At 71.5% G+C, this 24,841-nt stretch carries 25 protein-coding genes; 13 read left to right on the top strand and 12 right to left on the bottom strand.

Features of this window, described 5'->3' with window-relative positions:
- Positions 1 to 8: 8 nt before the first annotated feature.
- Positions 9 to 1,094 (top strand): sensor histidine kinase, encoded by a 1,086-nt coding sequence (locus tag ACFWYW_RS08035; RefSeq protein ID WP_379611488.1) that lies wholly within the window; start codon positions 9 to 11, stop codon positions 1,092 to 1,094.
- A complete protein-coding gene (locus ACFWYW_RS08030; protein WP_379611489.1) occupies positions 1,091 to 1,696 on the top strand; it encodes a DNA-binding response regulator in 606 nt (201 codons plus the stop codon). Before ACFWYW_RS08035 ends, ACFWYW_RS08030 begins: the two co-directional genes overlap by 4 nt.
- 213 nt (positions 1,697 to 1,909) lie before the next feature.
- Here the strand turns inward: ACFWYW_RS08030 and npdG are convergent, their stop codons facing one another.
- Both npdG and panB read right to left on the bottom strand, forming a co-directional pair.
- Positions 1,910 to 2,557 carry an NADPH-dependent F420 reductase gene (npdG, locus tag ACFWYW_RS08025; RefSeq protein ID WP_379611491.1) on the bottom strand — a complete coding sequence of 216 codons (648 nt, stop codon included), beginning with the start codon at positions 2,555 to 2,557 and terminating at the stop codon, positions 1,910 to 1,912.
- Between the two features lie 89 nt (positions 2,558 to 2,646).
- On the bottom strand, positions 2,647 to 3,468 hold the full coding sequence (gene panB, locus ACFWYW_RS08020) for a 3-methyl-2-oxobutanoate hydroxymethyltransferase (protein ID WP_379611492.1): 822 nt from the start codon (positions 3,466 to 3,468) through the stop codon (positions 2,647 to 2,649).
- A gap of 129 nt (positions 3,469 to 3,597) precedes the next feature.
- Here panB and ACFWYW_RS08015 point away from each other — a divergent pair, with 129 nt between their 5' ends.
- From ACFWYW_RS08015 to ACFWYW_RS07995, 5 genes are all read left to right on the top strand, one after another.
- Entirely contained in the window at positions 3,598 to 4,848 is a 1,251-nt protein-coding gene (locus ACFWYW_RS08015) for an MFS transporter (RefSeq protein ID WP_379611493.1), read from the top strand.
- Positions 4,849 to 4,878: 30 nt separating this feature from the next.
- Positions 4,879 to 5,280, top strand: a complete 402-nt coding sequence (locus ACFWYW_RS08010; protein WP_379611494.1) for a BlaI/MecI/CopY family transcriptional regulator — start codon at positions 4,879 to 4,881, stop codon at positions 5,278 to 5,280.
- Positions 5,277 to 6,242: a M56 family metallopeptidase gene (locus tag ACFWYW_RS08005; protein ID WP_379611495.1), complete on the top strand. Its 966-nt coding sequence runs from the start codon at positions 5,277 to 5,279 to the stop codon at positions 6,240 to 6,242. The genes ACFWYW_RS08010 and ACFWYW_RS08005 overlap by 4 nt, the downstream gene beginning before the upstream one ends.
- Positions 6,243 to 6,343: 101 nt before the next feature.
- Positions 6,344 to 7,063 carry a DsbA family protein gene (locus ACFWYW_RS08000; RefSeq protein ID WP_379611496.1) on the top strand — a complete coding sequence of 240 codons (720 nt, stop codon included), beginning with the start codon at positions 6,344 to 6,346 and terminating at the stop codon, positions 7,061 to 7,063.
- Positions 7,044 to 7,619: a vitamin K epoxide reductase family protein gene (locus ACFWYW_RS07995; RefSeq protein WP_379611497.1), complete on the top strand. Its 576-nt coding sequence runs from the start codon at positions 7,044 to 7,046 to the stop codon at positions 7,617 to 7,619. The genes ACFWYW_RS08000 and ACFWYW_RS07995 overlap by 20 nt, the downstream gene beginning before the upstream one ends.
- Before the next feature lie 59 nt (positions 7,620 to 7,678).
- Here ACFWYW_RS07995 and ACFWYW_RS07990 read toward each other — a convergent pair whose 3' ends face one another.
- From ACFWYW_RS07990 to glnA, 7 genes are all read right to left on the bottom strand, one after another.
- A complete protein-coding gene (locus ACFWYW_RS07990) occupies positions 7,679 to 8,233 on the bottom strand; it encodes a TetR/AcrR family transcriptional regulator (RefSeq protein WP_379611498.1) in 555 nt (184 codons plus the stop codon).
- Complete coding sequence (locus tag ACFWYW_RS07985; RefSeq protein ID WP_379611499.1) at positions 8,230 to 9,456, bottom strand: hypothetical protein; 1,227 nt, start codon at positions 9,454 to 9,456, stop codon at positions 8,230 to 8,232. The genes ACFWYW_RS07990 and ACFWYW_RS07985 overlap by 4 nt, the downstream gene beginning before the upstream one ends.
- Positions 9,453 to 9,833, bottom strand: a complete 381-nt coding sequence (locus ACFWYW_RS07980; RefSeq protein WP_379611500.1) for a hypothetical protein — start codon at positions 9,831 to 9,833, stop codon at positions 9,453 to 9,455. The genes ACFWYW_RS07985 and ACFWYW_RS07980 overlap by 4 nt, the downstream gene beginning before the upstream one ends.
- Positions 9,830 to 12,148 (bottom strand): right-handed parallel beta-helix repeat-containing protein, encoded by a 2,319-nt coding sequence (locus ACFWYW_RS07975; protein WP_379611501.1) that lies wholly within the window; start codon positions 12,146 to 12,148, stop codon positions 9,830 to 9,832. Before ACFWYW_RS07975 ends, ACFWYW_RS07980 begins: the two co-directional genes overlap by 4 nt.
- Positions 12,149 to 12,298: 150 nt before the next feature.
- Entirely contained in the window at positions 12,299 to 12,901 is a 603-nt protein-coding gene (locus ACFWYW_RS07970; RefSeq protein ID WP_379611502.1) for a TetR/AcrR family transcriptional regulator, read from the bottom strand.
- Positions 12,902 to 12,908: 7 nt separating this feature from the next.
- Positions 12,909 to 14,447 carry an MFS transporter gene (locus tag ACFWYW_RS07965; protein WP_379611503.1) on the bottom strand — a complete coding sequence of 513 codons (1,539 nt, stop codon included), beginning with the start codon at positions 14,445 to 14,447 and terminating at the stop codon, positions 12,909 to 12,911.
- A gap of 147 nt (positions 14,448 to 14,594) precedes the next feature.
- Positions 14,595 to 15,956, bottom strand: a complete 1,362-nt coding sequence (gene glnA / locus ACFWYW_RS07960; protein WP_379611505.1) for a type I glutamate--ammonia ligase — start codon at positions 15,954 to 15,956, stop codon at positions 14,595 to 14,597.
- 152 nt (positions 15,957 to 16,108) lie between these two features.
- Here glnA and ACFWYW_RS07955 point away from each other — a divergent pair, with 152 nt between their 5' ends.
- From ACFWYW_RS07955 to ACFWYW_RS07945, 3 genes are read left to right on the top strand one after another with little or no spacing between them, the layout of a single operon-like run.
- Complete coding sequence (locus ACFWYW_RS07955; RefSeq protein ID WP_379611506.1) at positions 16,109 to 16,654, top strand: EF-hand domain-containing protein; 546 nt, start codon at positions 16,109 to 16,111, stop codon at positions 16,652 to 16,654.
- Between the two features lie 14 nt (positions 16,655 to 16,668).
- Positions 16,669 to 17,625 carry a terpene synthase family protein gene (locus ACFWYW_RS07950; RefSeq protein WP_379611507.1) on the top strand — a complete coding sequence of 319 codons (957 nt, stop codon included), beginning with the start codon at positions 16,669 to 16,671 and terminating at the stop codon, positions 17,623 to 17,625.
- Positions 17,626 to 17,655: 30 nt separating this feature from the next.
- Entirely contained in the window at positions 17,656 to 18,141 is a 486-nt protein-coding gene (locus ACFWYW_RS07945) for an expansin C-terminal domain-related protein (protein WP_379611508.1), read from the top strand.
- On the opposite strand, the gene ACFWYW_RS07940 is transcribed toward ACFWYW_RS07945, so the two are convergent.
- Positions 18,085 to 19,071, bottom strand: a complete 987-nt coding sequence (locus ACFWYW_RS07940) for a DUF5937 family protein (protein WP_379611509.1) — start codon at positions 19,069 to 19,071, stop codon at positions 18,085 to 18,087. The two genes, ACFWYW_RS07945 and ACFWYW_RS07940, sit on opposite strands and share 57 nt — an antisense overlap.
- Positions 19,072 to 19,130: 59 nt before the next feature.
- Between ACFWYW_RS07940 and ACFWYW_RS07935 the strand changes: the two genes are divergently transcribed.
- Both ACFWYW_RS07935 and ACFWYW_RS07930 read left to right on the top strand, forming a co-directional pair.
- Positions 19,131 to 20,345 (top strand): MDR family MFS transporter, encoded by a 1,215-nt coding sequence (locus ACFWYW_RS07935; RefSeq protein WP_379611510.1) that lies wholly within the window; start codon positions 19,131 to 19,133, stop codon positions 20,343 to 20,345.
- 67 nt (positions 20,346 to 20,412) lie between these two features.
- Positions 20,413 to 22,182: an NAD+ synthase gene (locus tag ACFWYW_RS07930; RefSeq protein WP_379611511.1), complete on the top strand. Its 1,770-nt coding sequence runs from the start codon at positions 20,413 to 20,415 to the stop codon at positions 22,180 to 22,182.
- On the opposite strand, the gene ACFWYW_RS07925 is transcribed toward ACFWYW_RS07930, so the two are convergent.
- Positions 22,179 to 22,742 (bottom strand): TetR/AcrR family transcriptional regulator, encoded by a 564-nt coding sequence (locus ACFWYW_RS07925; RefSeq protein ID WP_379611512.1) that lies wholly within the window; start codon positions 22,740 to 22,742, stop codon positions 22,179 to 22,181. The genes ACFWYW_RS07930 and ACFWYW_RS07925 overlap by 4 nt on opposite strands.
- Before the next feature lie 63 nt (positions 22,743 to 22,805).
- On the opposite strand from ACFWYW_RS07925, the gene ACFWYW_RS07920 reads away from it, so the two are divergent.
- The gene (locus tag ACFWYW_RS07920) at positions 22,806 to 23,204 is read left to right on the top strand and encodes a nuclear transport factor 2 family protein (protein WP_379611513.1); all 399 of its coding nucleotides are present in this window, start codon (positions 22,806 to 22,808) and stop codon (positions 23,202 to 23,204) included.
- Here ACFWYW_RS07920 and ACFWYW_RS07915 read toward each other — a convergent pair.
- On the bottom strand, positions 23,201 to 24,838 hold the full coding sequence (locus tag ACFWYW_RS07915) for a right-handed parallel beta-helix repeat-containing protein (RefSeq protein WP_379611514.1): 1,638 nt from the start codon (positions 24,836 to 24,838) through the stop codon (positions 23,201 to 23,203). The genes ACFWYW_RS07920 and ACFWYW_RS07915 overlap by 4 nt on opposite strands.
- Positions 24,839 to 24,841: the final 3 nt, after the last annotated feature.

Here is a 24,841-nt window from a genome sequence, read left to right as displayed (position 1 = left end):
GTCGGACAATGACCGCTTCCTCCGCTCAACGCCTCGCCACCTGGCTGATCGCGGTGATCTCCGTCGGCTACCCGATGCTCGGGCTGATCTACCTGAGCTCGGGCCGGCTGGACGTCACCCTGCTCGTGCTCGCCTCGCTCGCCGGCTGCTGGATCCCCCACGTCCTCAACATGCGGGCCGCGCTCAGGGGCGTGCGGCCCCCGCTGTTCCCGCTGACGGTCGTGGTCCAGGCCGTGGCGACCTATCTGCCCGACCCGTTCCTGCCGAGCGGCTGGTCGGGGGTGACCGCGCAGCTGCTCGCCGGCACGCTCCTGCTGTACCTGCCGCTGTGGGCGGCCGGTCCGCTGCTCGCGCTCATGACGGTGGTGCAGGCGGGCGGCATCATGGTCACGCTGAACATCCCCGTCGTCGCCGCCCTCTACGCGGTGACGATCCCGATCAGCGGCATCATCGTGTACGTGGTCGTCCGCCTGGTCGCCGTCAGCCGCGAACTGGAGTCCGCCCGCGCCGGGCTGGCCGAGGCGGCCGTGCTGAAGGAACGGCTGCGCATCTCGCGCGACCTGCACGACGGTCTCGGCCGCAGCCTCACCGCGATCGCGCTGAAGGGCGATCTGGCCGCCCGTCTCATGGACCGCGATCCCGGTACGGCCCGCACCGAGGTCGGCGACCTGGTGAAGGTGGCCAGGGAGGCGGCCCAGGACGTACGGCAGGTGGCCCGCGGGTACCGGGAGCTGACGCTGCGGGGCGAGACGCAACGGGCCGCTTCGCTGCTGGAGGCGTCCGGGGTGAGCGTGCAGGTCAACCTCGCCGACGCCGTGCCGCCCCGGGCGTCGGAGGAGGCGCTGGCCTGGGCCGTACGCGAGGGCGTCACCAACGTCCTGCGCCACAGCGCCGCCACGACCTGCACCATCACCACGGCGGCCCAGACGGGCCGGCTGCGCCTGGAGATCGTCAACGACGGCGCGCCCGGCACGCCCCGCGAAGACGGCAGCGGGCTGACGGGCCTGGCCGAGCGCGCCGGGCAGGCGGGCGGCAGCGTCGCCGCGCACGCGGACGGCGGCGCGTTCCGGCTGGTCGTGGAGGTGCCGGCGTGATCAGGGTCCTGCTGGCGGAAGACATGCTCATGATCCGCGCGGCGCTCTCGGCGTTGCTGCGGCTGGAGCCCGACCTCGCGGTGGTGTCCGAGGTGACGCGCGGGGACGAGATCGTGCCCGCCGCGCTGGAACACCGTCCCGACGTCGCGATCGTCGACATCGACCTGCCGGTCGTGGACGGCATTACAGCCGCCGCCGAACTGCGCGAACGGCTGCCGCAGTGCCGCATCCTCGTGCTGACCGCGCTCGGCCGGCCGGGTCAGGTGCGCAGGGCGCTGGCGGCGGGGATCACCGCGTTCCTGGTGAAGGACGCGCCGGGGGAGCGGCTGGCCGACGCGGTCCGCCGTACGCACGCGGGGCTGCGGGTGCTGGACCCCGAGCTGGTGAGCTCGGCCATGGAGTACGGCGAGAGCCCCCTTAGCCAGCGTGAGACCACGGTCCTGCGGGAGGCGGCCCAGGGGGTGAGCGCGGAGGAGACGGCCGGGCGGCTGCATCTGTCGCCGGGCACGGTACGCAACTATCTGACCTCGGCCATCACCAAGACCGGGGCGCGGAACAAGATCGACGCGGTGCGGATCGCCGAGGATGCCGGGTGGTTGTGAACCACTTGGCCGGTGCACGGGCCTCGTGGCGGCGGGGAGTGCGTCCGACGTGAGAAGCGCCCGATGACCGGGGGCCGCTCACGTCGGCGGGAGGCGGGTTGGGGGCGGGAGCCGTAGGGGATGGGCCGGGTTTGTCAGGGACGGCTCGGACGTCGGCGGGGGAGCCGTCGGGGGACGGCTCGGACGTCGGCGCGGGAGCTGTCAGAGGATGGCTCAGACGTCGGTGACGCGCAGGCCGGCGTGGGCCTTGTAGCGGCGGTTGATGGAGATCAGGTTCGCGGTGAACGCCTCGACCTGGTGGGCGTTGCGCAGGCGGCCTCCGTAGACGCCGCGCACGCCCGGGATGACCGCCGCCAGCGCCTGGACGGTGTCGGTGGCCTCGCGGTCCTCGCCCAGGACCAGCACGTCCAGGTCGACCTTCTCCACGGTCTCGTCCAGGAGCAGCACGGCCGAGACGTGGTGGAAGGCGGCCACCACGCGGCTGTCCGGCAGCACGGCGGCGGCCTGCTGGGCGGCGCTGCCCTCCTCGACGGGCAGCGCGTAGGCGCCCTGCTTGTCGAAGCCGAGTGGGTTGACGCAATCAATCACGATTTTTCCGGACAACTCGGTGCGGAGGGATTCCAGCAGCTCCTTGTGGCCGTCCCAGGGGACCGCGACGATCACCACGTCCGCCTGGGCGGCCACCTCGGCGTTGCCCGCGCCCCGCGCGCCGATGGGCTCGGCCGCCTGCTGTGCCCGTTCCGCACTGCGTGACCCGATGAGGACGGTGTGCCCGGCCAGCACGAACCGCCGCGCCAGCCCCTTGCCCTGGTCTCCGGTGCCGCCCAGGATGCCGATCGAAAGCCCGCTCACGTCTGTCATGGCTCAGATCATGCCAGCCCGGCCGCCGGGAGCCGCCTCCAGGTACCGCCCTGCGGAACTGTGGACGCCAGCTGGACGCCAGGTGGACGCTAGGTGTAGGTGTGCTCGGGGGACGGGAACGCGCCCGACACCACCTCGTCCGAGAACGCGCGGGCGGCGCGGTCGAGGTCGGCGGCCAGCGTGCCGTAGGCCTTCACGAACTTGGCCGGATGCTCCGTCAGTCCCATCATGTCCTGCCATACCAGGACCTGGGCGTCAGTGGCGGCACCCGCGCCGATGCCGATCGTCGGGATGGACAGCGACGTCGTGACCCGCTCGGCCAGTTCGGCGGGCACGCATTCGAGCACCACCGCGAACGCGCCGGCCCGTTCGAGGTCCTTGGCGTCGGCCATGAGCTCGTCGCCCGACTGGCCGCGCCCCTGGACGCGGTAGCCGCCGAGCGCGTTGACCGACTGCGGGGTCAGCCCGAGGTGCCCCATCACCGGAACCCCCGCCGACACCAGCAGCTCCACCTGGGGCAGCACGCGGCGCCCGCCCTCCAGCTTGATCGCGTGCGCGCCCGCCTCCTTCATGAAGCGGGCCGAGGTCTCCAGGGCCTGCGCCGGCGAGCCCTGGTAGGAGCCGAACGGCAGGTCGGCGACGACCAGCGCGCGCGAGGACCCGCGCACCACCGCCGCCGTCAGCGGCAGCAGGTCGTCGACGGTGACGGGCAGGGTGGAGTCGTAGCCGTAGACGACCATGGCCGCCGAGTCGCCGACCAGCAGCACCGGCACCCCGGCCCGGTCGAACGCGCGGGCGGTCATCGCGTCGTACGCGGTGAGCATCGGCCACTTCTCGCCCCGCTCCTTGGCCTGGGCCAGATCGCGGACGGTGACGCGGCGGCCCGTGACGCCGCCATACAGAGAGGACATGGAACAACCCTCCTGAACAAAGCCTCGAGTCGCCCCAGTGGCGTACCCGGACACCATCGATGATGCCTCACCCGGGCGGAAAGTGTCAGTGCGACCCGTCACAATAGGGGCTGGAGGTAAGTAACAATCATGGCGATCGAGCCTTACCGGCGCCTGCTGCGGCTGCCCGGTGTCCGGAACCTGCTGCTGATCGGGCTGTTCGCCCGTGTCCCGTCCACGGCGACGGGCATGGCGCTGACCCTGCACGTGGCATACTCCCTCGACCTCGGATTCGCCAAGGCCGGCCTGGTCACGATGGCCAGCACGGTCGGCATGGCGGTGGGCTCGCCGCTGTCGGGACGCTTCGTCGACAAGTACGGCCTGCGCCCCGTCCTCATCACCACCACCCTCGCCCAGGCGGTGTTCTGGGCCACCGCGTGGGCGCTGCCGTTCCCCGTGCTGGCGGTCGCGGCGGCGGTGGCCGGGCTGCTGGCGCTGCCGGTGTTCAGCGTGATCAGGCAGTGCCTGGCCGCCCTGGTGCCGCCGGAGCAGCGCCGGATGGGTTTCTCGCTCGACTCGATGCTGGTCGAGCTGGCGTACATGGCCGGGCCCGCCCTGGCCGTCGCGGGCGTCACGACGCTCGGCAGCACGTGGACGATGACGGTCGTCGCCGTCGGCCTGGTCGGCTCCGGCACCGCCCTGATCGTGCTCAACCCGCCCACCCGCTCGGCCGAGGAACTGCTGGCCGACCAGGTCCGGGTGCCGCGGCGCCAGTGGCTGACGCCCGCGTTCGTGGCGCTGCTGGGCACGACCGCCGCGGCCACGTTCATCCTCACCGCCTCCGAGCTCGCGATGGTGGCCACGATGAAGAACGCCGGCCACGTCGGCTGGGTGGGCCTGGCGGTGGCGATCTGGTGCTTCTACTCGCTGGCCGGCGGCTTCGTCTACGGCGGCCTGTCGCGGGGCTTCTCGCCGCTGCTCCTGATCGGGCTGATGGGCGCGCTGACGATCCCGGTCGGGCTGGTCGGCGGCGACTGGCGCCTGCTGCTGCTCGCCCTGGTCCCGGCGGGCGTCCTGTGCGCGCCCGCCCTGTCCAGCACCGTCGACACGGCCAGCCGCTGGGTCCCGGCCGCGGCCAGGGGCGAGGCGATGGGCTTCCACGGCACCGCGCTGCTGATCGGGGGCGCGTCGTCCGCGCCGATCGCGGGCGCCCTCATCGACGGGTACGGCCCCGCCTGGGCGTTCGTCGCCGCCGGTCTGGTGGGCGTGGTCATGGTGCTGATCGCCCTCCCGCTGTGGCGGCGCCGCCCGGCCGCCTTCGCCCCCGCCCCGGTCCGCGAGGAGACGGTCGCCACGACCCTCACCTCTGCTCCGTCCATCGCGGGCGAGCGTCTACCGTAGAGCGGGACATCTCGCGAGAGGGGTACGGCGGTGCGGCTCGGCAACCTGGAGCGCTCGGTCATGGAGGCACTCTGGGCGCACCCGGAGGGGATCCTGGCCCAGGACCTCGCCGCCACGCTGCCCTCCTCACCCGCCGTGACGACCGTGCTGACCGTGCTGGTACGCCTGTCGCGCAAGGGACTGGCGACCAGGGAGCGGGCGGGCCGGGCGCATCTGTACCGCGCGGCGGCGGGCAAGGACGCCTTCGTGGCCGAGGCCATGCGGGAGGCGCTCGACGAGGCCGGTGACGTGGAGGCGGCGGTGAGCCGGTTCGTGGGCGCGGTGTCACCGGAGGTGGCGGCCGCCCTCCGGGCCGCACTGGTGGACCGCCCCGACCTGACGGCGACCAGGGAAGCCGGCCGCGGCGATACGGACAGGGACGGGGGGTCGTGACGTTCTGGCTGGTCGTGGCCGGGATGGCGCTTCTGCCCGCGGTGTTCGGCGGGCGGGTGGCCGCGGCGCTGGCCGGGGCGGAGTGGGCGCGCCGGCATCCCCGGGCGGCGCTGGTGCTCTGGCAGGCGATCGGGCTGGCCGGTGGGCTGGGGGCCGTGGGGGTGGGGCTGGTCGCGGCGGTCGCCCCGCTGGCGGCGGCCTTTCCGCATGGGATGCACACGTTCGGGCATCAGGTGGTCGACGGGCGCGGCCTGGACGGGCTCGGTCCTGGGCATCATCTGGCGCTGGCCTGGTCGGCCGCGCTGATCGCCTGGCTCGTGGCGCACACGGCCCGCACCGCCGTCAGGACCGTGGCCGGGCAGCGCCGTCAGCGCACGCTCGTGGACATCCTGGCCGACCGGGTCGACGAGCGTGAGGTGGGCCTCGGCCTGCCGGCCGGCCGCGAGGTGTACGTGCTGCCGGGCGCCGCGCCGGTGGCCTACTGCGTGCCCGGGTGGCGGTCCCGGGTGGTGCTGAGCCGCGGGGCGCTCGATCTGCTGGACCCCGCCGAGCTCCGGGCGGTGCTCGCGCACGAGCGGGCCCACGCGCGGGGGCGGCACGACCTGTTCCTGATGCCGTTCGCGGCGCTGGCCGCCGCCTTTCCGTGGCTGCCGGTGGTGAAGGCGGCGCGGCGGGCCGTACCGGTGCTGCTGGAGATGCTCGCCGACGACCAGGCGCGGCGGGTGAGCGGCGATCGTACGCTGGCCCGCGCAATCGTGCTCATGGCCGTCCCGAAGGGGCCCGAGGGTGCGTTCCGGCTGGCCGACGAGGGCGTCGCGCAGCGCGTGGAACGCCTGCTCGGCACGTCGCGTGGCCGGAGGTGGATCCCGGCCGCGGTGTACACCGCGGCGCTGGTCCTGATGAGCGGCCCGGTGGCGGTGCTGGTCGCCCCGGTGGCCTGCGGCGCCTTCTGGCCCGGCTGAGCCCGATGTTCGCCTGACCGCAGGACCGACCACTGCCCTCATCTTCTACGCTAGGTAGAAATCCAATTTTCTACGCGATGTAGAAACTCCAGGGAGGCCACGTGTCGGACGAGCAGGATCGGGCTCAGGCGCGCCGCGCCAAGGTCGAGGCCATGCGCGAGGAAGACGACCGCCTGCGCGCCAGAAAGCGCAACACCGCCTTCGTCCTGACCGCCATCGCCGTCTTCGCGGTCGTGGTCGCCGCCGTCCTGGTGGTCAGCAGGTCCGGCGGGGAGGCGCCGGCCGCACAGGCCCAGGTGGTACGCGCCGACAGCCACCGCCTCCAGACCGCCCCGGACGGCAAGGTCACGCTGGTGGAGTTCCTGGACTTCGAGTGCGAGGCCTGCGGCGCCGCGTTCCCGGTGATCGAGCAGCTGCGCAAGGAGTACCAGGGCAAGGTCACCTTCGTCGCCCGCTACTTCCCGATCGCCAGCCACTTCAACGCCGAGCGCGCCGCGCGGGCGGTCGAGGCCGCGGCCCGGCAGGGCCGCTTCGACGCCATGTACCAGCGCATGTACCAGACGCAGAAGCAGTGGGCGGAGAAGCAGACCCCGGCCGACAAGCTGTTCAGGGAGTTCGCGCAGAGCATGGGCCTGGACATGGCCGCCTGGGACAAGGCCTACGCCGCCGAGGACACGCTGGCCCGCATCAACAAGGACGTCGCCGACGGGCAGGCGCTCGGCGTCGAGGGCACCCCGACGTTCTTCCTGAACGGCCAGAAGCTCCAGCCCAAGTCCACCGACGACATCAAGGCGGCCATCGATGCGGCTCTCGCCAAGTGAGCGGCGGGCGGAGCCGTTCCCGCGGCTGCTGCCGTACCTGCTGCTGATCGGCGGCGGGATCGGGCTGGTCGCCGCGTTCGTGCTGGCGGTCGAGAAGATCGCGCTGCTGAAGAACCCCGAGTACGTCCCGAGCTGCAGCATCAACCCGGTCCTTTCGTGCGGCTCGATCATGTCCACGCCGCAGGCGGAGCTGTTCGGCTTCCCCAACCCGCTGCTGGGCGTGGCCGGGTTCGCGATCGTCACGACCACCGGCGCCGCGCTGCTGGCCGGGGCGGTGCCGAAACGGTGGTTCTGGGCGGGGCTGCAGATCGGGGTCACGGCGGGCGTCGTGTTCGTGCACTGGCTGATCTACCAGAGCCTCTACGTGATCGGCGCGCTCTGCCCGTACTGCATGGTCGTGTGGGCGGTGACGATCCCGGTCTTCCTCTACGTCACGCTCAGGAACCTCGCCCGCCCCTTCGCCCGCAACCACGTGATCGTGCTGACGCTGTGGTACCTGGCCGTCCTCGCGCTGATCACCATCCGTTTCTGGACATACTGGAGCAGCCTGGTCTAGCTGGACCCGGTGACCTCAGGACAGCTGAGCGTTTCCCGCCCGGAGGTCCTTCTTGCCGATCAACTGCCCCTGGAGCCGGGATCTTGGGCGGGTGTGTCGAGGCGTAGCGCGAGGTAGGCGCGCAGCATCGCCTTGGTCTCGGCGATCAGGTGCGGCTCGTCGTGGTGGGCGCGCAGCAGCGCGTCCGCCGCCTCCACCGCGACGAGCAGCACGCCGCTGTCACAAACCAGCCCAGCCTGTACGGCCAGCACCTCCGCCAGCGCCTCGGCCACCTCCGCGTTCGCCCCGAAGTCGACCACCGCGAACCCCGGCACCGTCCGCTTCATCTCCAGGTACTCGTCGACCACGGCCTCCACCAGCGGCTCCCAGTGCGTGATCCCGCGCCCGCGCACCCGGCGCACGAACGCGGCCAGGTTCCGCGCCGCCAGCGCGTCGGCCAGTTCCCGCTTGTCGCGGAAGTACCGGTAGACCGAGCCGATCGGCAGCCCGGTCACCGCCGCGACCCGGCGGGTGCTGAGCCCTTCGTAGCCGCTCTCGTCGAGCAGCCGGGCGGCGGCGTCGAGGATGCGCTCGACCCGCTCGGCGCTGCGCCGCTGGACCGGTGCCCGCCTCATGCGGCCAGCAGCAGGGTCAGGCCGCCGATGGTGTAGCAGATCATGAGCACGAACATCGGGATCTGGCCGGCGACCGCCCGCGCGGGCGGCAGCAGGCGTACCGACCGGTCGTGCGCGGCCACCACGCAGGCCACGTGCCCGATGACGATGGCCAGCACCTGCACCGCGGCGATCGTCGCCGGGCTCACCGCCTCCAGGTCCACCTCGGCCCTCAGCCCCAGCGCCAGTACGAATGCCCGCTGCCCCTCGATCACCAGCAGCGAGAAGTAGTGGGCGACCAGGTAGCCGACGGCGATGGGCACCAGCGAGTGCGCGAACCTGGGCGCCAGCCCCCGCGCGCCGCCGATGCGCCCGGCCAGCCACAGGCAGCTCGCGTACAGGGCCGCCACCAGCACGATCGCCCCCACCAGCCCCGCCGTGCCCAGCACGAGCCGGCCCGGCGTACCCGACTGCAGCGCGTCCACCCAGACCGGCGCGCCGGAGAACCCGTCATACCCGGTGCTCCCCAGCAGCACGCACACGGTCGCGACCAGCCCCGGGGCCGGCCGGACGGCGTCCAGCCCGTCGAACGGATTACGCAGCACCAGCCGCCCGTCACCCCGCCGGCCGAACGGGGCGAGATGCCCGATCAGCGTTGAATACACCTCGAAGGCCTCGCCTCGGGCCAGCCACGCGTGGCCGTACCGGAGCGTGGCGAGGATGTGCGCGCCGCCGTACACGAGCAGAAAGACCAGCAGCGTGTACGGCGCGGCGGGCTCCGGCGAGACGAGCTCCACCCACGTGAACGCGAGCAGACCGGCGGCGGCCGGCCAATACCCGAGCCGTGGGGGCAGCGGGCGGCGCGCACGGTCCGGCAGCAGCCGCAACGGGCTCAGCACCCGCCACACCGGCCCGAACACCAGCGAAGCCGGCACCAGCCCCACCCAGAAGATCACATAGATGAGATGCGGCCCCGCGTTGCCCTCCTCTGGCCCCAGGACGAGCCACCCCACCGTGTACGCGACCACCAGAAGCGTGACCAAGCGCAACATCCGCGACATCGCGGGCAGACGCAGCGGCAACACGCGGCCCGCGACCTCACCGCGGAAACGCGAGTCCGGCCAGAGCAGCCCCAGCGCCAGGAACGACACCACCAGCGCCGCGAACGCCCCCGCATACGCGTAGAACAGCGGGATCGGCAGGTCACCCCGGCTGCCGACCCCGTGCGCCAGAATCCCGCTCACTTCACCGCCAGCTGGGTGAGCACCAGCTTGTTCTCATGCGTCTCCACCTGGAACACCCCGGCCACGTCCGCCGTGAACCGCACCGTGACCGCCTTGCCCGCCAGCAGCTCCGCCTCGACGTCGTAGCCGTGCACGTGGACCTCGTCGGAGACATCGCTGGTCACGGTGATGGCGACCCGCTGGCCCTTCCTGATCTCCACCCACCCCGACGGCGGGCTGACCTTTCCTTGCGCGATCGTGATCGGCACCACGACCTCGCCGTCGACCGTACGGGGCGGCGCGGTGGCCACCTCGTGGCTGTTGCCGGGCCGATGATGCGTATCGGACAACTGCCCGCACCCCGCCACCAGCACGACCGCCACCAGCAGCCACCTCACCCGACCACCCCCCGCTCTCCGGTACGGCGGCGCGGCGCCAGCACCACCACCGCCCACAGCACCCAGACCCCGGTGAGCAGCCCCCGCACCCAGCCGGGACCCAGCGGAATGAACGGAATCAGGTGAACCGCCCGATCAAAGGCATCCGCCGCGGTCAGCACCCCGAGCACCACCGTGAACCACCCGAACACCGGCCTGACCCGCCGTGCCACGGCACCCAGGCAGACCAGCCACCCCGCCACCCCGGCCAGCGCGACGGCGGTGAGCAGCGGCGAGTCGACGGAGGCGGCCACGACATCAAGCACCAGCCCAGCCACCCCAACCACCGTCCCCACCACAAGCCCCACCCCACGCGCCCTGCGGCCACCCACCAAAACGGGACCACCTGCCCCAGGCGGACCCGCCCCGCCTGGAGCACCGGCGGCGACCACGCCCGAAGCGTTCCCCGCACCCGGAGCACCCCGAGCACCCGGTGCATCCGTGGCGCCCAGGGTGTCCGGGGCTGCCGTGATCGCTGGTTCAGCCGCCGCGGGGACCGTCACCTCGGCAGCGCCCTTCCCGGGACCAGGTGTCTCGGGAGGCGGCATGGGGAGTGCCTGGGCTTCGTGGGCCGTCTTCTGTGAGGTCGCGTCGGTGGACTGCCGGGTGGCGGACGGGCGGGCCGGGTTGCGGTACCAGAACAGTACGGCCAGCAACCCCAGCACCAACGACCCACCCAGCGCCAGCTGCGCCTCCACCTTCCCCAGCCCCGCCGCCCCGAACCAGTCGCACCCCGCGGGCAGCCGGGCGTCCTGGGCCGAGAAGTCCGAACACAGGTACAGCTTGAGGATCTTCACCGGCTCCGCCACCCACCGATGCGACCCGCCCGACACCCCCGGCGCCGAGGCCGCGCACACCGGCAGCGCCTGCGGTGAGGACGCCCCGGTGTCGCCCTGGAAGCAGTTGCCCGTGCCCTGCCCGTCCCACCACACGTCGCGCCCGTTGGGACGCTGTTCGCCGGTCGGGCTGACGCCGAAGACGTTGCCCTCGTAGCGGTTGTGGTTGGAGGTGTCGGCCTGCTTGGCGAGCGACTCCTCACCCCGGATGAACGCCGGCACCCCGAACAGGTGGAACGCGCTGCCGTCGTGGCCCCAGATCCGGTTGTTCTTGAAGATGTTGTAGTTGCCGCCCGCGACGAGGATGCCGGTGCCCGGTGGCACGCCGACCTGGGGGCAGACCACGCCCTTCTCGTAACCGCGTTCGGCGGGCGGTTTCGCGCAGGTGCCGTCGCGTGTGTACCGGTAGTAGTCGCGGTTGTTGTTGTAGATCTTGTTGTTCTCGAACTTCGCGTGGTTCTGCGGCAGTCCGGGGTGGTCGGGCCAGAGGCTGTCCATCGTGGCGCCGACCATGTTGTCGTAGAACTCGTTGTCGTGCACCCACATCGAGTCGCCCGCGGTGCCCGAGTAGCCGAGCGCGTTGTCGTGGCTCTTGCAGCGGCGGATCTCGATGGCGTAGCGGGGGACGTCGTGGCCCCGGCCGTCGTTGATGTTGGAGGCGCTGCCGGGGTAGAGGCCACCGTCGCCGTTGCCGTAGGACTCGCAGTCGGTGTAGAGGCCGTGGTCGCTGGCGAAGGTGAGGAAGCCGTACTCGTCGTTCCAGCGGGTCAGCACCTTGTCGATGACGAAGCCATCGGTCTCCAGGACGTACAGGGAGTTGAAGGTGGTGCGCTGGGCGGTGAAGTTGCGGAAATAGATGCCGTTCGTGCGGTCGGCGCGGATGGCGTTGAGCTTGCGGTACTCCGCGTCGATGACCACGTCCAGCGGCCCGGCGCCGGTGCCCTCGATCTGCAGGTCCTTCTTGCCGAGGATCGCGACGAGGTTCTGGTTGTGCGGGCAGGCCTGCTGTTGTTCGAAGGAGAGGATCTGGTAGCCCCAGTCGGACCAGCGGGCGGGGAGGTTCGCGCACGTGCCGGTGGGGGCGGCCCTGCTGGGCTCTTCCAGGTAGAGCCCGGGGAGGATGGCGATCGCCATGCCCGGTCGGTCGACCTTGTCGACGGCTTCCTGGAGGTTCCTGAAGCCTTTTTGCTGACATAACTCGTAGAGCTGGATATTTCGCTGCTTGAGGGCTGCGGGGAAGTTCTCGATGCGGCGGTCGAAGTCGGGCCGGTCGCTCTTGCAGACCAGCAGATCGGGCTCGGCCTGCCGGTAGGCCGGGACACTGCCGCTGCCGTCCGGGAGCGTGACCTCGCGCTCCTCGTGGGCCAGTGCGGCGGCGGCGGGTAACAGGAGCCCTAATGTCAGGGCGCCTAAGGCCACGATCCTGCGCATGGGGGGCATGGCCGCGAGACTAGAACATTGCTCACGTTCTGCCCAGCCCCGACGACGCCATTCCCCATCCCTCGTACCGCGCCATTCCCCGTCCCTCGTGCCGCGGGAGTCCCCGTCCCTCGTACGGCGGGCCGCCCCGCCGTACGAGCAAGGGATGGTTCAGGGCGCGATCCCGGCCAGGACCTGATCGACGATGCCCTCGGCCAGTTCGGGCCCGCGCTCCGCGGTGTCGCCCCACTTGGTGAACCAGACCATCGTGCCGGTCAGGATGGCCATGGCCAGCTCGACCTCCAGCGTGGAGCGGAGCTCGCCGCTGGCCATGCCCCGCTCCAGGACCCGGCGCATCGCGGCCCGGCGTGGCTCGATCGCGATCTTCCTGAACTTCTCGAACAGGTGCGGATACCGGTCCGACTCGCTCAGCGCGATGTTCATCACACACCTGGTCCTGACATGTCCGGACTCGTCGCGCATCTGGTCGAGCAGCGTGACCAGGTCGTCGCGCACCGACTCGCCCGCCAGCGGCGGCACCGGCGCCTTCAGCGTGGCCAGCGCGTCGACCACGAGGTCCTCTTTGTTCGACCAGCGCCGGTAGATCGTCGTCTTGCCGACCCCGGCCCTGGCCGCGATCGCCTCGATCGACAGCTCGGAGATGCCCATGCCCTCGCCGATGAGGTCGAGGGTGGCCTCGAGAATGGCCTTCTCGGCCTTTTCGCTACGCGGCCGGCCCGCCGGACGGGCCGCCCCTGCATCCTGAATCGTCATCGCGGCCTCACACTACCGCTGGTTCCTTGTCGTCCACGGGCAGGACCGCCGTGGCCTTGCCCGGCATCCACTTGGCGACCACCCCGACGCCCACGAGGGCGATGACGGCCGAGACCAGTGCGGTCACGTGCATGCCGTCGATGAAGGCGGTGAAGGCGGGGCCGAGGATCGCCGGGTCGCCCTGCGCCGCGGCGACCGTGTTGGTGATGGATTCGCCGGCCGCGTGCCGTACCGCCTCGGGAAGGGCGGTCAGGGCCGGGGCCACCTCGCTGCGGTAGGCGGAGGACAGGACCGCGCCCAGGACGGCCACGCCGAGCGCGCCGGCGACCTGACGGACGGTGTTGCTCATCGCCGAGCCGACGCCCGCCTTCTCGCGGGGCAGCGCCTCCATGATCGCGGTCGTCGCGGGCGGCATGATGTTGGCCATCGCGGCACCCTGGATGAAGAAGACGATCTCGATGAGCACGATCGGGGTGTTCTGGTCGAACAGCGCGTAGCTGGCCAGGATCAGCGCGATGATCGACATGGCGACGGTCGAGGAGAGCTTGGCGCCGAAGCGTTCGTTGATCCGCTGGCTGAGCGGCGCGAAGATGAGCTGCGCGGCGGCGAACGGGATCATCATGGCCCCCGCCTGCAGCGCGCTGAACCCCAGCACGATCTGCAGGTAGAAGGTCAGGAAGAACATCCCGCCCATCATCGCGAAGAAGACGATGCCCATCATGCCGATGGCCGAGCTGAAGCGGACGTTGGAGAAGTTGCGGACGTCGAAGGCGGGGTGCTCGACGCGGCGCTCCCACCAGACGAAGGCGCCCAGCACAAGCAGGCCGAACAGCGTCGGCAGCAGGACCTCGGCGTTGACGACCGAGCCCAGCTCGCCGCCGCGGATGATGCCGTAGACGACCGCGACCAGACCGATGATCGACAGGATCACGCCCACCGGGTCGAGCTTGGAGGGCTTCGGGTCACGCGACTCGGGCACGATCGTGCCGATGAGGATCATGCTGATGACCACGATGGGCACGTTGATCAGGAAGACCGAGCCCCACCAGAAGTGCTCGATCAGCAGGCCGCCGGTGATGGGGCCGATCGCCACCGCCAGGCCGACGCCGCCGGCCCAGACGCCGATGGCCTTGCCGCGCTCGTGGGGCGGGAAGACGTTGGAGATGATGGCCAGCGTGGCCGGCATGATCGCCGCGCCGCCGATGCCCATGGCGGCCCTGGCCAGGATCAGCTGCGTCGGATCCTGGCTGTAGGCGGAGGCCAGGGAGGACAGCCCGAACAGCAGCATGCCGATGAACAACATCCTCTTGCGCCCGGTACGGTCACCGATGACGCCGAAGGTGAACAACAGACCGGCGAACACGAGGGTGTAGGAGTTGATCGCCCACTCCAGCTCGCTCTGGGTGGCGCCGAGTCCTTGGACCGGATCGGCGATCGTCTTCATCGCCACGTTCAGGATGGTGTTGTCGAGCACGACCGCCAGCAGGGCGAAGACGAGCACGCCAAGGATCGCCCATCTGCGGGGGTGTCCGTTGGTGGTTTCCATGGGGGAAGGGGTCCTTAATTTCGATACGGGAAAGTTTCGCAACGTCACCGTATCGCAAGAGATTCCGATACGCAACGGTCCCGTTTCGTAACAAAGCTCACAAAAAAGGGGCCGAGGGGATGCACCCCTCGGCCCCTCCGAAACCCGCTACAGAACCGGCAGGTAGCGGCCCAGCTCGAACTCGGTGACCTGGCGCCGGTAGTCGCGCCACTCCGCGCGCTTGTTGCGCAGGAAGAAGTCGAAGACGTGCTCGCCCAGCGTCTCGGCGGCCAGTTCGCTCTGCTCCATGACCCCGATGGCCTCGTCAAGCGACTGGGGGAGTGGCCGGATGCCCAGGGCGCGGCGTTCGGCGCTGGTCAGGGTCCAGACGTTGTCCTCGGCGGCCGCCGGGAGCTCGTACCCCTCCTCGATGCCCTTCAGGCCGGCGGCGAGGATGACGGCGAAGGCGAGGTAGGGGTTGCAGGCGGAGTCCAGCGAGCGGAACTCGATGCGGGTCGAGCCGCCCTTGTGCGGCTTGTACATGGGGACGCGGACCAGCGCCGAGCGGTTGTTGTGGCCCCAGCAGATGTAGGAGGGGGCCTCGCCGCCCTGGCCGGCGATGGCCTCGGCGCCGCCCCACAGGCGCTTGTAGGAGTTGACCCACTGGTTGGTGATCGCGGTGATCTCGGCGGCGTGCCGCAGCAGGCCGGCGATGAAGGAGCGGCCGGTCTTGGAGAGCTGGTACTCCGAGCCCGCCTCGTAGAAGGCGTTGCGGTCGCCCTCGAACAGCGACATGTGGGTGTGCATGCCGGAGCCCGGGTGCTCGGTGAACGGCTTGGGCATGAACGAGGCCCAGATGCCCTGCTCCAGCGCCACCTCCTTCATGACCAGGCGGAAGGTCATGATGTTGTCGGCGGTGGTGAGGGCGTCGGCGTAACGCAGGTCGATCTCCTGCTGGCCGGGCGCGCCCTCGTGGTGGCTGAACTCCACCGAGATGCCCATCGACTCCAGCATCATGATCGCCTGGCGCCGGAAGTCGTGGCCGGAACTGTGCGGGGTGTGGTCGAAGTAGCCGCCCGCGTCGATCGGCTCCGGCTTCTCCCCGGTCACCGGCCGGTTCTTCAGCAGGAAGAACTCGATCTCGGGATGGGTGTAGAAGGTGAAGCCCATGTCGGCGCACTTGGCGAGCGTGCGCTTCAGCACCCAGCGCGGGTCGGCGTGGGAGGGCGAGCCGTCCGGCATCAGGATGTCGCAGAAGATACGGCCGGCGCCCGGGTTCTCGCTGCGCCAGGGCAGGATCTGGAACGTCGACGGGTCCGGCTTGGCCAGCATGTCCGACTCGTAGACGCGGGCGAAGCCCTCGATGGCCGAGCCGTCGAAGCCGATGCCCTCGGCGAAGGCGCCTTCCAGCTCGGCAGGGGCGATGGCGACGGACTTGAGGAAGCCGAGGACGTCGGTGAACCACAGCCGGATGAACCGGATGTCGCGTTCCTCGAGCGTGCGGAGCACGAACTCCTGCTGGCGGTCCAAGGCAGCCCCTCGTGAAGACATTGGTGGTCGCTTACAGGATGCCGTGTCCGTGTTTCGCACACGTTACGTGCCCCTCCGGTGCGTGGCTCACTGACAAACCACCCGCGCCCACCTAATGTGAGCACGCAGATCAGTCTCGGGGGAGGCATTTCGTGGCTATCGACCTGCGCAATCACAAACTCGACCGCGCCTTCGACCACATCGACGTGAGCGGCGGCGGCGAGATCGAGCGTGCGGACCTTCTGGGTCTGGGCGCGCGCATCCTGGTGGGCTTCGGCGAGTCGCCGACCTCGGCGACCGGCACCAAGCTCGTCGACAGCTTCGACGGGATCTGGGCCGCCCTGTCCGGGGCGCTGGACCGCGACGTGGACGCGCGCATGACCCGGGAGGACTTCCACAAGGCGATGGCGGCGGCGTTCATCGACGGGGAGCGCTACGAGCCGGTCTTCCGTCCCGCGATCCAGGCGGTGGCGGAACTCTGCGACGCCGACGGCGACGGGTTCGTCAGGCCGGGCGAGTTCCGCACGATGCTGAGCGCCTTCGGCACCGCCTACGACGACGTGGACGAGGCCTTCGACCGCCTCGACCGCACCGCGCGGGGGGTGCTGTCGGTGACCGACCTGGTCGAGGCGGCCAAGGAGTACTACACCGGCGAGGACCCGCACGCCTGCGGCAACTGGCTCTTCGGGCCCCTGTGATGGTGATCGCCTCCATGAGGGACGCGCTGCGTTCCGTGCTCGCGAGGAAGCCGGTGCTTCCCGCGCCCCGCCGCGGCGGCAGTCCGGCCGAGGCGCTGCTGCCGCTGGTCGAGCGGGTCCCGGCGATGGCCGCGCCCTGCCGTATGCATCCGTCGGTGTACGCGATCGAGGCCGCCGTCCTCGACTGGGCCCGCAGGACGGGGCTGCGCGCCGACCCGGGCGTGGGCTTCCACCGGATGGCCGGGCGGGCGTTCGCGGAGTTCGACGCGGCCGCGGCGGCGTTGTTCGCGCAGTGGCTGACGTGGCTCTACCACTTCGACGACGAGCTCGACGAGGGTCCGTGCCCGCTGGAGATCTTCCAGGGCCTGCTCCAGGGTACGGCGCAGCATCCGCTGGAGTCGGCGTTCGCCGATCTGTGGCGGGTGACCAGCGCCAGGATGAGCGACCGGTGGCGGGCCAGGTTCGCGATGGGGCTGCAGCGCCAGCACGACGCCTGCCGTACCGAGGCCAGGAACCGGGCGACGGGCCGGATCCCGACGATCGAGGAGTACCCGGCGCTGCGCAGGGGCACCGTCGGCCCCTACCTGTACGACCTGGTCGAGCCGTGCCTGCGCGTGGAGGTCCCGGACTGGGTGCACGCCTGCGACGCCTGGCGCGAGCTGGTGGAGGCGTGCAGCGACACGATCGCCTGGTGCAACGACGTGGCCTCGCGCCCGAAGGAGCAGGGCGACGCGCACAACCTGGTCGTCATCGCCGTGCACGAGCTCGACCTGGACGAACGGGCGGCGACCGCGTGGGTGCTCGACCGCGTCGAGGAGCGGTGTGCCGACATGCGCGCGGCGGCCCGCATGCTGCCGCTCGACGAGCTGGAGCCCAAGGAGGCCCGCGACGCCAGCAAGGTGGCCTGCGCCTACCTGGCCGCGCCGCGTGCCCACCTGGACTGGCTGCTGGAGTCGGCACGCTATACGTAACGTGATCGTGCGATTTCACTATGTACTCATGTGGCGCGGCACAGACGGCGTAGGCGGCGGGGGCTCGGCGCGATCTCGGCGCTGGGCGCGGCGGGCGTGGTGTTGTGGACGGTCAACCTGCTGAACGGGCCCGCCTGCGCGGCGCCGCGGGCCGATCCGCAGCTGGAGCGGTCGCTGGGCTTCGTGGTGAAGCCGGGCTCGGACGAGGAGTGGCTGGCCGTACAAGTGCTCGATCATGGCGGGCCGCTGCGCAGCGTCGAGGTCCGCGTGGACGGCCACTGGCGCGACCTGCGGCGGCGCGCCGACGGCTACTGGGTGGCGCGCGACGGCGCGGGCGACGGCCCGTTCGCGTTCCGGGTGACCGACGTGCGCGCGCACCGCAGGACCGTCGACGACCTGGACCTGGTTCCCGGCGAGGTGCAGCGCACGGGCGTCTTCCTGTACGGCCCCGCCCGCCCCTCACCCGTTCCCACGCCGGCTCCCGCCGCTGCCGACAGCCAGCGCGTCGCCTGTTGAGGTGCGCCGGTAGACGACCTGCTTGCCGACCCGCATGCCGACCGCGAGTCCGCCGTCGCTGAGCACGCCGAGGTGCTGGCTGACCGCGCCGGCGGTGAGCGCCATGCGGCGGGCCAGCGCCGAGGTCGTCGCCGGCTCGGCCAGCGCGAGCAGGATCTGCGCCCGGCTCCTGCCGATGAGGGCGGCCAGCGCGCCGGGCGCGGGCGGCGGCCCGTCCTCCCACAGGGTGCCGACGCCCAGCACGGGATAGATGAGCGCCGACTGGTACGGCGCGGTCATCACGGCGACCGACGGCCAGTAGAAGGCGCTCGGCACCAGGACCAGGCCGTCGCCGTGCAGGCCGCTGTCGTCGCACCAGGGGCGGTCGACGAGCAGCCGCTCGCCGGTCCAGACGACGGCGGGGTCGAGGGAGGCGAACAGCTCGCGGGCGCCGCCGGTGGCCAGTTGCCGCGAGCGGCGCAGGACGTCGCGTTCGAGCAGGCCGTAGACACGCGGCCAGTACTCGGCGAAGCAGGCGTCCCAGTACGCCTGGAGCGCGTCGGCGGTCCGCCGCAGGCCGGCGGCGGGGTCGGCGCGGAAACGTTCGGTCACCGCCCGGTCGACGTTCGCGACCTTGGACGCCTCCTGGGCGGCGGTCTCGGGCGGCGTGCGCCGTACCCGGTCGAGTTCCTGCGCGAAGTCGGGCAGCGGGGTGTCGGGCGGCGGCGTGAGGAAGTCGGCGAGGTAGCCCTCGGCGGGCACGAGCGCGAAGAGCTCGTCCATGTCGAGCTGGGCCAGGCGGGGGCGGACCGCCTTGATCCACGGCAGGTGGACGAGCTGGCGGGCGGGGTCCTGGAGCGTGCGCAGGCTGGCCACGAGTTCCCACAGCGGGGAGAAGCCGAAACGGATCCTGGCGACGTCTTCGCTCTTCAGCTTCCAGGCCACTCCCATAGGTTTTAGTGTGCCCTAAATCGTTGGAGCCCCAAAAGCGGATATTTCATGCTCTGGGGGTGACTAATGCACTTGCCGAGAAGCCGTCCTTCCTGCGATCGAAGGTCGGCGGGCTGCCCAGGCCTTTCTGGGCCCTGTGGAGCGGTACGCTCGTCAACCGCCTCGGCACCATGGTGCTGCCGTTCACCGGCGTCTACCTGACCCAGGCGCGCGGGCTGTCGGTCGCCGCCGCCGGACTCGTGATGGCCCTGTTCGGCGCGGGGTCGCTGATCTCCCAGTTGCTGGCCGGGGTGCTGACCGACCGGATCGGCCGCCGCGCCACGCTGGCCGGCGGCATGCTGGCCACCGCCGCCGCTATGATGTGGCTCGGCTACAGCACCTCGTTGCCGTCGATCCTGGCCGCCATGTTCGTGCTCGGCATCGTGATCGACGCCTACCGGCCCGCCTCCAACGCGCTCGTGGCCGACCTGGTCCCGCCCGCCGAACGGCCGCGCGCGTACGGGCTGCTGTTCTGGGCGATCAACCTCGGATACGCGGTGGGCATGACGGCGGGCGGCTGGCTGGCCGAGCTCGGGTTCGTCTGGCTGTTCTGGATCAACGCCGCCACCAGCGTGGCCTTCGCCGTCCTGGTGTGGCGGGCGGTGCCGGAGACCGCGCCGCCCCCGGCCGAGGGGACGACCGGTGGCGGGTTCGGCACGGTGCTGCGCGACCGGGTCATGGTGGGCTTCACGCTCGTCGTGCTGGGCAACGCGCTCATGTACTCGCAGACGTTCACCATGCTCCCCGTCGCCATGACCAAGGTCGTCGGGCTCAGCACCGGCGAGTTCGGACTGGCCATGGCGCTCAACGGGGTGCTCATCGTCGTGGTCCAGCCGCTGGTGTCCAACTGGCTGGGCCGCCTGGACGCGCCCGTCACGCTGGCCACCGGGCTGGCCGTCATGGCCGTCGGCTTTGCCCTCACGGCTTTCGTCACCAACGTGGCCATGCTCGCGTTCACCATCGTCGTCTGGACCGCCGGCGAGATCGTGACCGCGGGCATCGTCGGCACCATCGTCGCCGCACTGGCCCCCGCTCACCTGCGCGGACGCTACTCCGGGCTGTTCGGCTTCGCCTGGTCGGTCTCGACCGTGCTCGCGCCGCTGGCCGGCAGCGCGCTGCTCGGCGTGAGCGCAGGCGCGCTGTGGTTCACGCTCGGCGGCGTCGGCATCCTCTCGGCCGCCGGGATGATCGCCCTCGGGCCCGCCGTCCGCCGCAGAAGCGCCCTGGCGGCCTAGAGCCAGGGACATCCCGGCAGAGGAACGCTTCCGCAGGTACGAAAGCGACGCAGACTAGGCTGGTCACGTGGCTCAACTGCGCATCGCGCTCGTCCAGACGAACCCGACGGTCGGCGACCTGTCCGCCAACGCCGGCAAACTGCTCGCGTGGACCCGCGAAGCGGCCGGGCGCGGCGCCCACCTGGCGGTCTTCACCGAGATGTTCCTCACCGGATATCCCGTCGAGGACCTCGTGCTCCGCACCTCCTTCGTGGAGGCCAGCATTCGCACGCTGGAGGAGTCGGCGGCCCGCCTGGCCGCGGAGGGGCTCGGCGAACTGCCGGTGCTGGTCGGCTACGTCGACCGCGCCGGGCTCGCGCCGCGGGCCGGCCGGCCGAAGGGCGCGCCGCTCGACGCCGCCGCGCTGCTGCACCGCGGCGAGGTCGTCTACCGTACGGCCAAGCACCACCTGCCCAACTACGGCGTCTTCGACGAGTACCGCTACTTCGTCCGCGGCGACCGGCTGCCGATCTTCCGGCTGCACGGGGTCGACGTGGCCGTCGCGGTCTGCGAGGACCTCTGGCAGGACGGGGGGCCCGTGGCCGTCGTCGGGCAGGCGGGGGCCGGGCTGCTGGTCGCGCCGAACGCCTCGCCGTACGAGAAGGACAAGGACGACGTGCGGCTGGAGCTGTGCGCGCGGCGCGCGCGCGAGGCCGGTTGCCCGCTCGTCTACGTCAACCAGGTCGGCGGGCAGGACGAGCTGGTCTTCGACGGCGACTCGCTGGTCGTCGACGCGACGGGCGCGCTGGTGGCGCGGGCGCCGCAGTTCCAGGAGGACCTGCTCGTGGTGGACCTGGAGCTGGCCGTGTCCGACGCGCCGCCCTCGCAGGTCGCCTACGACGCGGGCGACGGCTCCACGATCACCGTCGACCGGTTCGTGCTGTCGGGCGAGCCGCTCGCCCCTTACGAGCCGGTCCCGGCGCCGCTGGCCGCGCCGCTCGACGCGCCCGCCGAGGTCTACCACGCGCTGGTGCTGGCCGTACGCGACTACGTGGCCAAGAACGGCTTCCAGTCGGTCATCCTCGGCCTGTCGGGCGGCATCGACTCGGCCCTGACCGCGGCCATCGCCTCCGACGCCGTCGGCCCCTCGCGGGTCCACGTCGTGCTCATGCCCTCGCGCTACAGCTCCGAGCACTCCATCGGCGACGCGGAAGAGCTCGTGCGGCGGCAGGGCGTCCACTCGCGCGTCGTGCCCATCGGCGACATCGTCAACGGCTTCGAGAAGGAGATCGAGCTGTCCGGCCTGGCCGCGGAGAACCTCCAGGCCAGGGTACGCGGCATGATCCTCATGGGCCTGTCCAACGAGCACGGCCACCTGGTGCTGACCACCGGGAACAAGAGCGAGCTGGCCACCGGCTACTCCACCCTCTACGGCGACTCCGCCGGCGGCTTCGCGCCCATCAAGGACGTGCCGAAGACGATGGTGTGGGAGCTGGCCCGCTGGCGCAACGCCCATCACAGCCCGCTGTTCGCGATGGACGCGCCGGCCCCCATCCCCGAGAACTCCATCACCAAGGAGCCGAGCGCCGAACTCCGCCCCGACCAGCGCGACACCGACTCGCTGCCGCCGTACGAGGTGCTGGACCGGCTGCTGGACGACTACGTGGAGAAGGACATGGGCTCGGCCGAGCTCATCGCCGCCGGTCACGATCCGGCGCTGGTCACCAGGATCATCAGGCTGGTCGACCTGGCCGAGTACAAGCGCCGCCAGTATCCGCCCGGCCCCAAGATCACCCCGAAGAACTTCGGCCGCGACCGCCGCCTGCCCATCACCAGCCGCTGGCGCGAGGAGGTCTAACCCGCGGCCAGGACGGCCCGGCAGGTGGTCAGGATGAGGGCGTCCAGCTCCGGGGGAGGGGGGCGCCCGGCCAGGAGATGACGGCGGACGGCGCCGTAGGGGACGTCGGCCAGGACGAACATCAGGTGCTGCCGGTCCGCGCCGGGGTGGCGCGCGAGGTAGGCGTCGACGGCGCCGGCCGTCCGCCGGTTCACCTCCGCCAGTTCGGGTCCCAGCTGATCCGGCCACCGGGCGGCCAGGTCTTCCCTGCGGTGCAGGAGCAGGGCCGCGGCCGCGGCGGGGTTGACGCGGCACCAGCGGGGCGTGTGCAGGGCGGCCGCCTCGACGTCGTCATCGGCCATGGCGGCGATGAAGCCCTCCTGGAAACTGTCCACGCACCGCAGCCACAGCCTGGCCAGCAGCAGGTCGCGGGAGGCGAAGCGGTGGTAGAGGGATCCGATCGGAGCGCCGGTGCGCGCCGAGACGGCGGCCATGGTGACGGCGGCGGGGCCGTCGGCGCCGAGGATGGCCAGCGCGGCGTCCAGCATCTGGTCCTGGGTGAATTTCGCCGGTCTTCCCACGCTCGCCCTTCGATGGTATTAGTGGAGAGGTTCTAGAATTTACCATCTAATTGAGGGGCAGGCATGTCCGCCGCGAGCCAGGTCGTCAAGGGTTTCTACAGCGCCGCGCAGGCCGCCGACGGGGGCGCGATCCTGGCGTTGCTGCATCCGGGCTTCGAGGCGCGCACCGCGCCGGGCATGCCGTGCGGCGCCGGCGGCCACTTCAGCGGGCCGACGGAGGCGCTGACCCGGGTGTGGGGCGCGGTGTTCGCGGAGTACGACACCGCGCCCTACGACGAGACCTGGCAGGAGACCGCCGACGGGACGGTCGTGGTCACCGGGCGCTACCGGGGCCGCGCACGGGCCACGGGCCGGGAGTACGAGGCCGAGTTCGTCCACCTGTGGCGGGTGGCCGACGGCCGGATCTCCCGGCTGCACCAGTACACCGACACGGCCCGCTGGCACGAGGCGCTGGCCGCCTAGATCCCGGCGCCCGCCACGATGTCGGCCACCGCCGGGTCGGACTCCAGCGCACCCTCACCGAGCACGGTGTTGTCGGACAGCGTCACGCCCTTCGGCGGCTCGCCCGGGTCGGCGTCCCAGAAGTTGCCGATGAACGCCACGTGCTCCAGCGGCGGCGACACCTCCAGCACCACCGCGTTGTCGGCCCGGTGCACCACGTTGCCCTGCACGGTCACCCAGGCCGCGCCGTAGTCGGTGTAGAGGCCGTAGTTGTACGGCGTGATCGTGTCCTTGATCACGTTGCCGCGGATCAGGGCGCCGCTGGCGTAGGAGGAGCCCTGGGGGCCGGAGACGTACAGGCCGCCGCCGTCGGCCAGCACCTGCATCGTGTCGTGGATCAGGTTGCCGAGCACCTGGGTACCGCGGCCCGCGTTGACGACGATGCCGTTGTGCGGCACCTCGCCGACGTCGTTGCGCGCAACGACCGTGGACTCGGTTCCGGCGATCAGGATCGCGGGGGAGCCGTGGTAGTCGAGGCCGACGCGGCGCAGGCGGGTGCGCTCGATCCGGTGCTCGCGGGCGCCGTCGCGGATGACCACGCCACCGCCCGCCACCTCGTCGATCTCGCTGCCGAGCAGCATGTTGCGCGCCCCGGCGCCGCGGAACTCCAGCGCCACGCCGCCGAGCCGGGTGAACCGGCAGCCCTCCACGCGCACGTCCGAGGCGCCGTCGACGACCACGTTGCCGGGGATGTCGGCCGGGTCGCCCGGCACGGTGACCTGGCCGCCGTCGAACGTGACGACCTGGAGGTCGCCGCCCGCGTAGAAGCCGTTGCCGTGGTAGTGGAGGAAGCCTTCCTGCCCGCTCGGCCGGGTCCACGCCGCCTCGGCGAAGGTGATGCCGCGAAAGGCCGCGCCGCGTACCCCGCCGGCGTGCACGAGCGTCTCCAGGACCGGCGCCACCACGTCGTCCAGGCTCTCGCCGGGCAGCGGCAGGTAGTGGAGCACGCCGTCGCTCACCGCGAACGTGCCCGGGGTCAGGAAGGCGGGGCTGTTCTCCGCCGCGGTCGGCGCGTCCACGGCGTAGTGCTCGCCGCCGCCCTCCCAGGTGATGATCGAGTGGTAGAGCTTCCGCGCCCAGCCGAAGGCGGGCTGAGCCATGGTGATGCTCGTGCCCGCGATCGACGCCACCGGGATGCGCGCCTCCGACCAGGGGTAGGCGCCTCGGTAGACGAACTCGACCGCGCCCGGCCAGTCCACGGCCTGCTCCAGGACGTAGCCGGTCTCGGTGGCGGTGATCGCCGTCTCGGCGAGTGAGAGCGAGGCGCGCTCGGCGCGGCGTCCGCCGACGTAGAGCTGGCGCACGGGGGTGGCGGGCGCCGTCGCCCGCCACACGCCGCCGTCGCCCTCCTGCCAGCCGGTGATCGGCGTGCCGCCGCTGACGACCACCTTTTCCGGTACGGCGGTGCCGTACCCGTGGGCCTGAAGGACGATCCCGGAGTCGGCCTCGGTCAGCCGGAGCGTCTCGGTCAGCCGGTGGACGCCGGCCCGGAGGGTGATCACGCCGCCGGCGGCGCGGGCGCGTTCCAGGGTGGCGAAGGGGCGCTCGATCGTGCCGGGGCCCGAGTCGTCGCCGGAGGGGTCGACGAAGATCATAAG

It is taken from the genome of Nonomuraea sp. NPDC059023 (genome assembly GCF_042740095.1).
In the GTDB taxonomy this organism is placed as follows: Bacteria; Actinomycetota; Actinomycetes; order Streptosporangiales; family Streptosporangiaceae; genus Nonomuraea.
This window is presented reverse-complemented; position numbering and strand designations above follow the sequence as displayed.

Coding starts and splice junctions, on each gene's coding strand:
- ACFWYW_RS08035 (WP_379611488.1), top strand. CDS start 9: ATGACCGCTTCCTCCGCTCAACGCCTCGCCACCTGGCTGATCGCGGTG.
- npdG (WP_379611491.1), bottom strand. CDS start 2,557: ATGACAGACGTGAGCGGGCTTTCGATCGGCATCCTGGGCGGCACCGGA.
- panB (WP_379611492.1), bottom strand. CDS start 3,468: ATGTCCTCTCTGTATGGCGGCGTCACGGGCCGCCGCGTCACCGTCCGC.
- ACFWYW_RS08015 (WP_379611493.1), top strand. CDS start 3,598: ATGGCGATCGAGCCTTACCGGCGCCTGCTGCGGCTGCCCGGTGTCCGG.
- ACFWYW_RS07995 (WP_379611497.1), top strand. CDS start 7,044: ATGCGGCTCTCGCCAAGTGAGCGGCGGGCGGAGCCGTTCCCGCGGCTG.
- ACFWYW_RS07990 (WP_379611498.1), bottom strand. CDS start 8,233: ATGAGGCGGGCACCGGTCCAGCGGCGCAGCGCCGAGCGGGTCGAGCGC.
- ACFWYW_RS07975 (WP_379611501.1), bottom strand. CDS start 12,148: ATGCCCCCCATGCGCAGGATCGTGGCCTTAGGCGCCCTGACATTAGGG.
- ACFWYW_RS07970 (WP_379611502.1), bottom strand. CDS start 12,901: ATGACGATTCAGGATGCAGGGGCGGCCCGTCCGGCGGGCCGGCCGCGT.
- ACFWYW_RS07965 (WP_379611503.1), bottom strand. CDS start 14,447: ATGGAAACCACCAACGGACACCCCCGCAGATGGGCGATCCTTGGCGTG.
- ACFWYW_RS07950 (WP_379611507.1), top strand. CDS start 16,669: ATGAGGGACGCGCTGCGTTCCGTGCTCGCGAGGAAGCCGGTGCTTCCC.
- ACFWYW_RS07940 (WP_379611509.1), bottom strand. CDS start 19,071: ATGGGAGTGGCCTGGAAGCTGAAGAGCGAAGACGTCGCCAGGATCCGT.
- ACFWYW_RS07920 (WP_379611513.1), top strand. CDS start 22,806: ATGTCCGCCGCGAGCCAGGTCGTCAAGGGTTTCTACAGCGCCGCGCAG.
- ACFWYW_RS07915 (WP_379611514.1), bottom strand. CDS start 24,838: ATGATCTTCGTCGACCCCTCCGGCGACGACTCGGGCCCCGGCACGATC.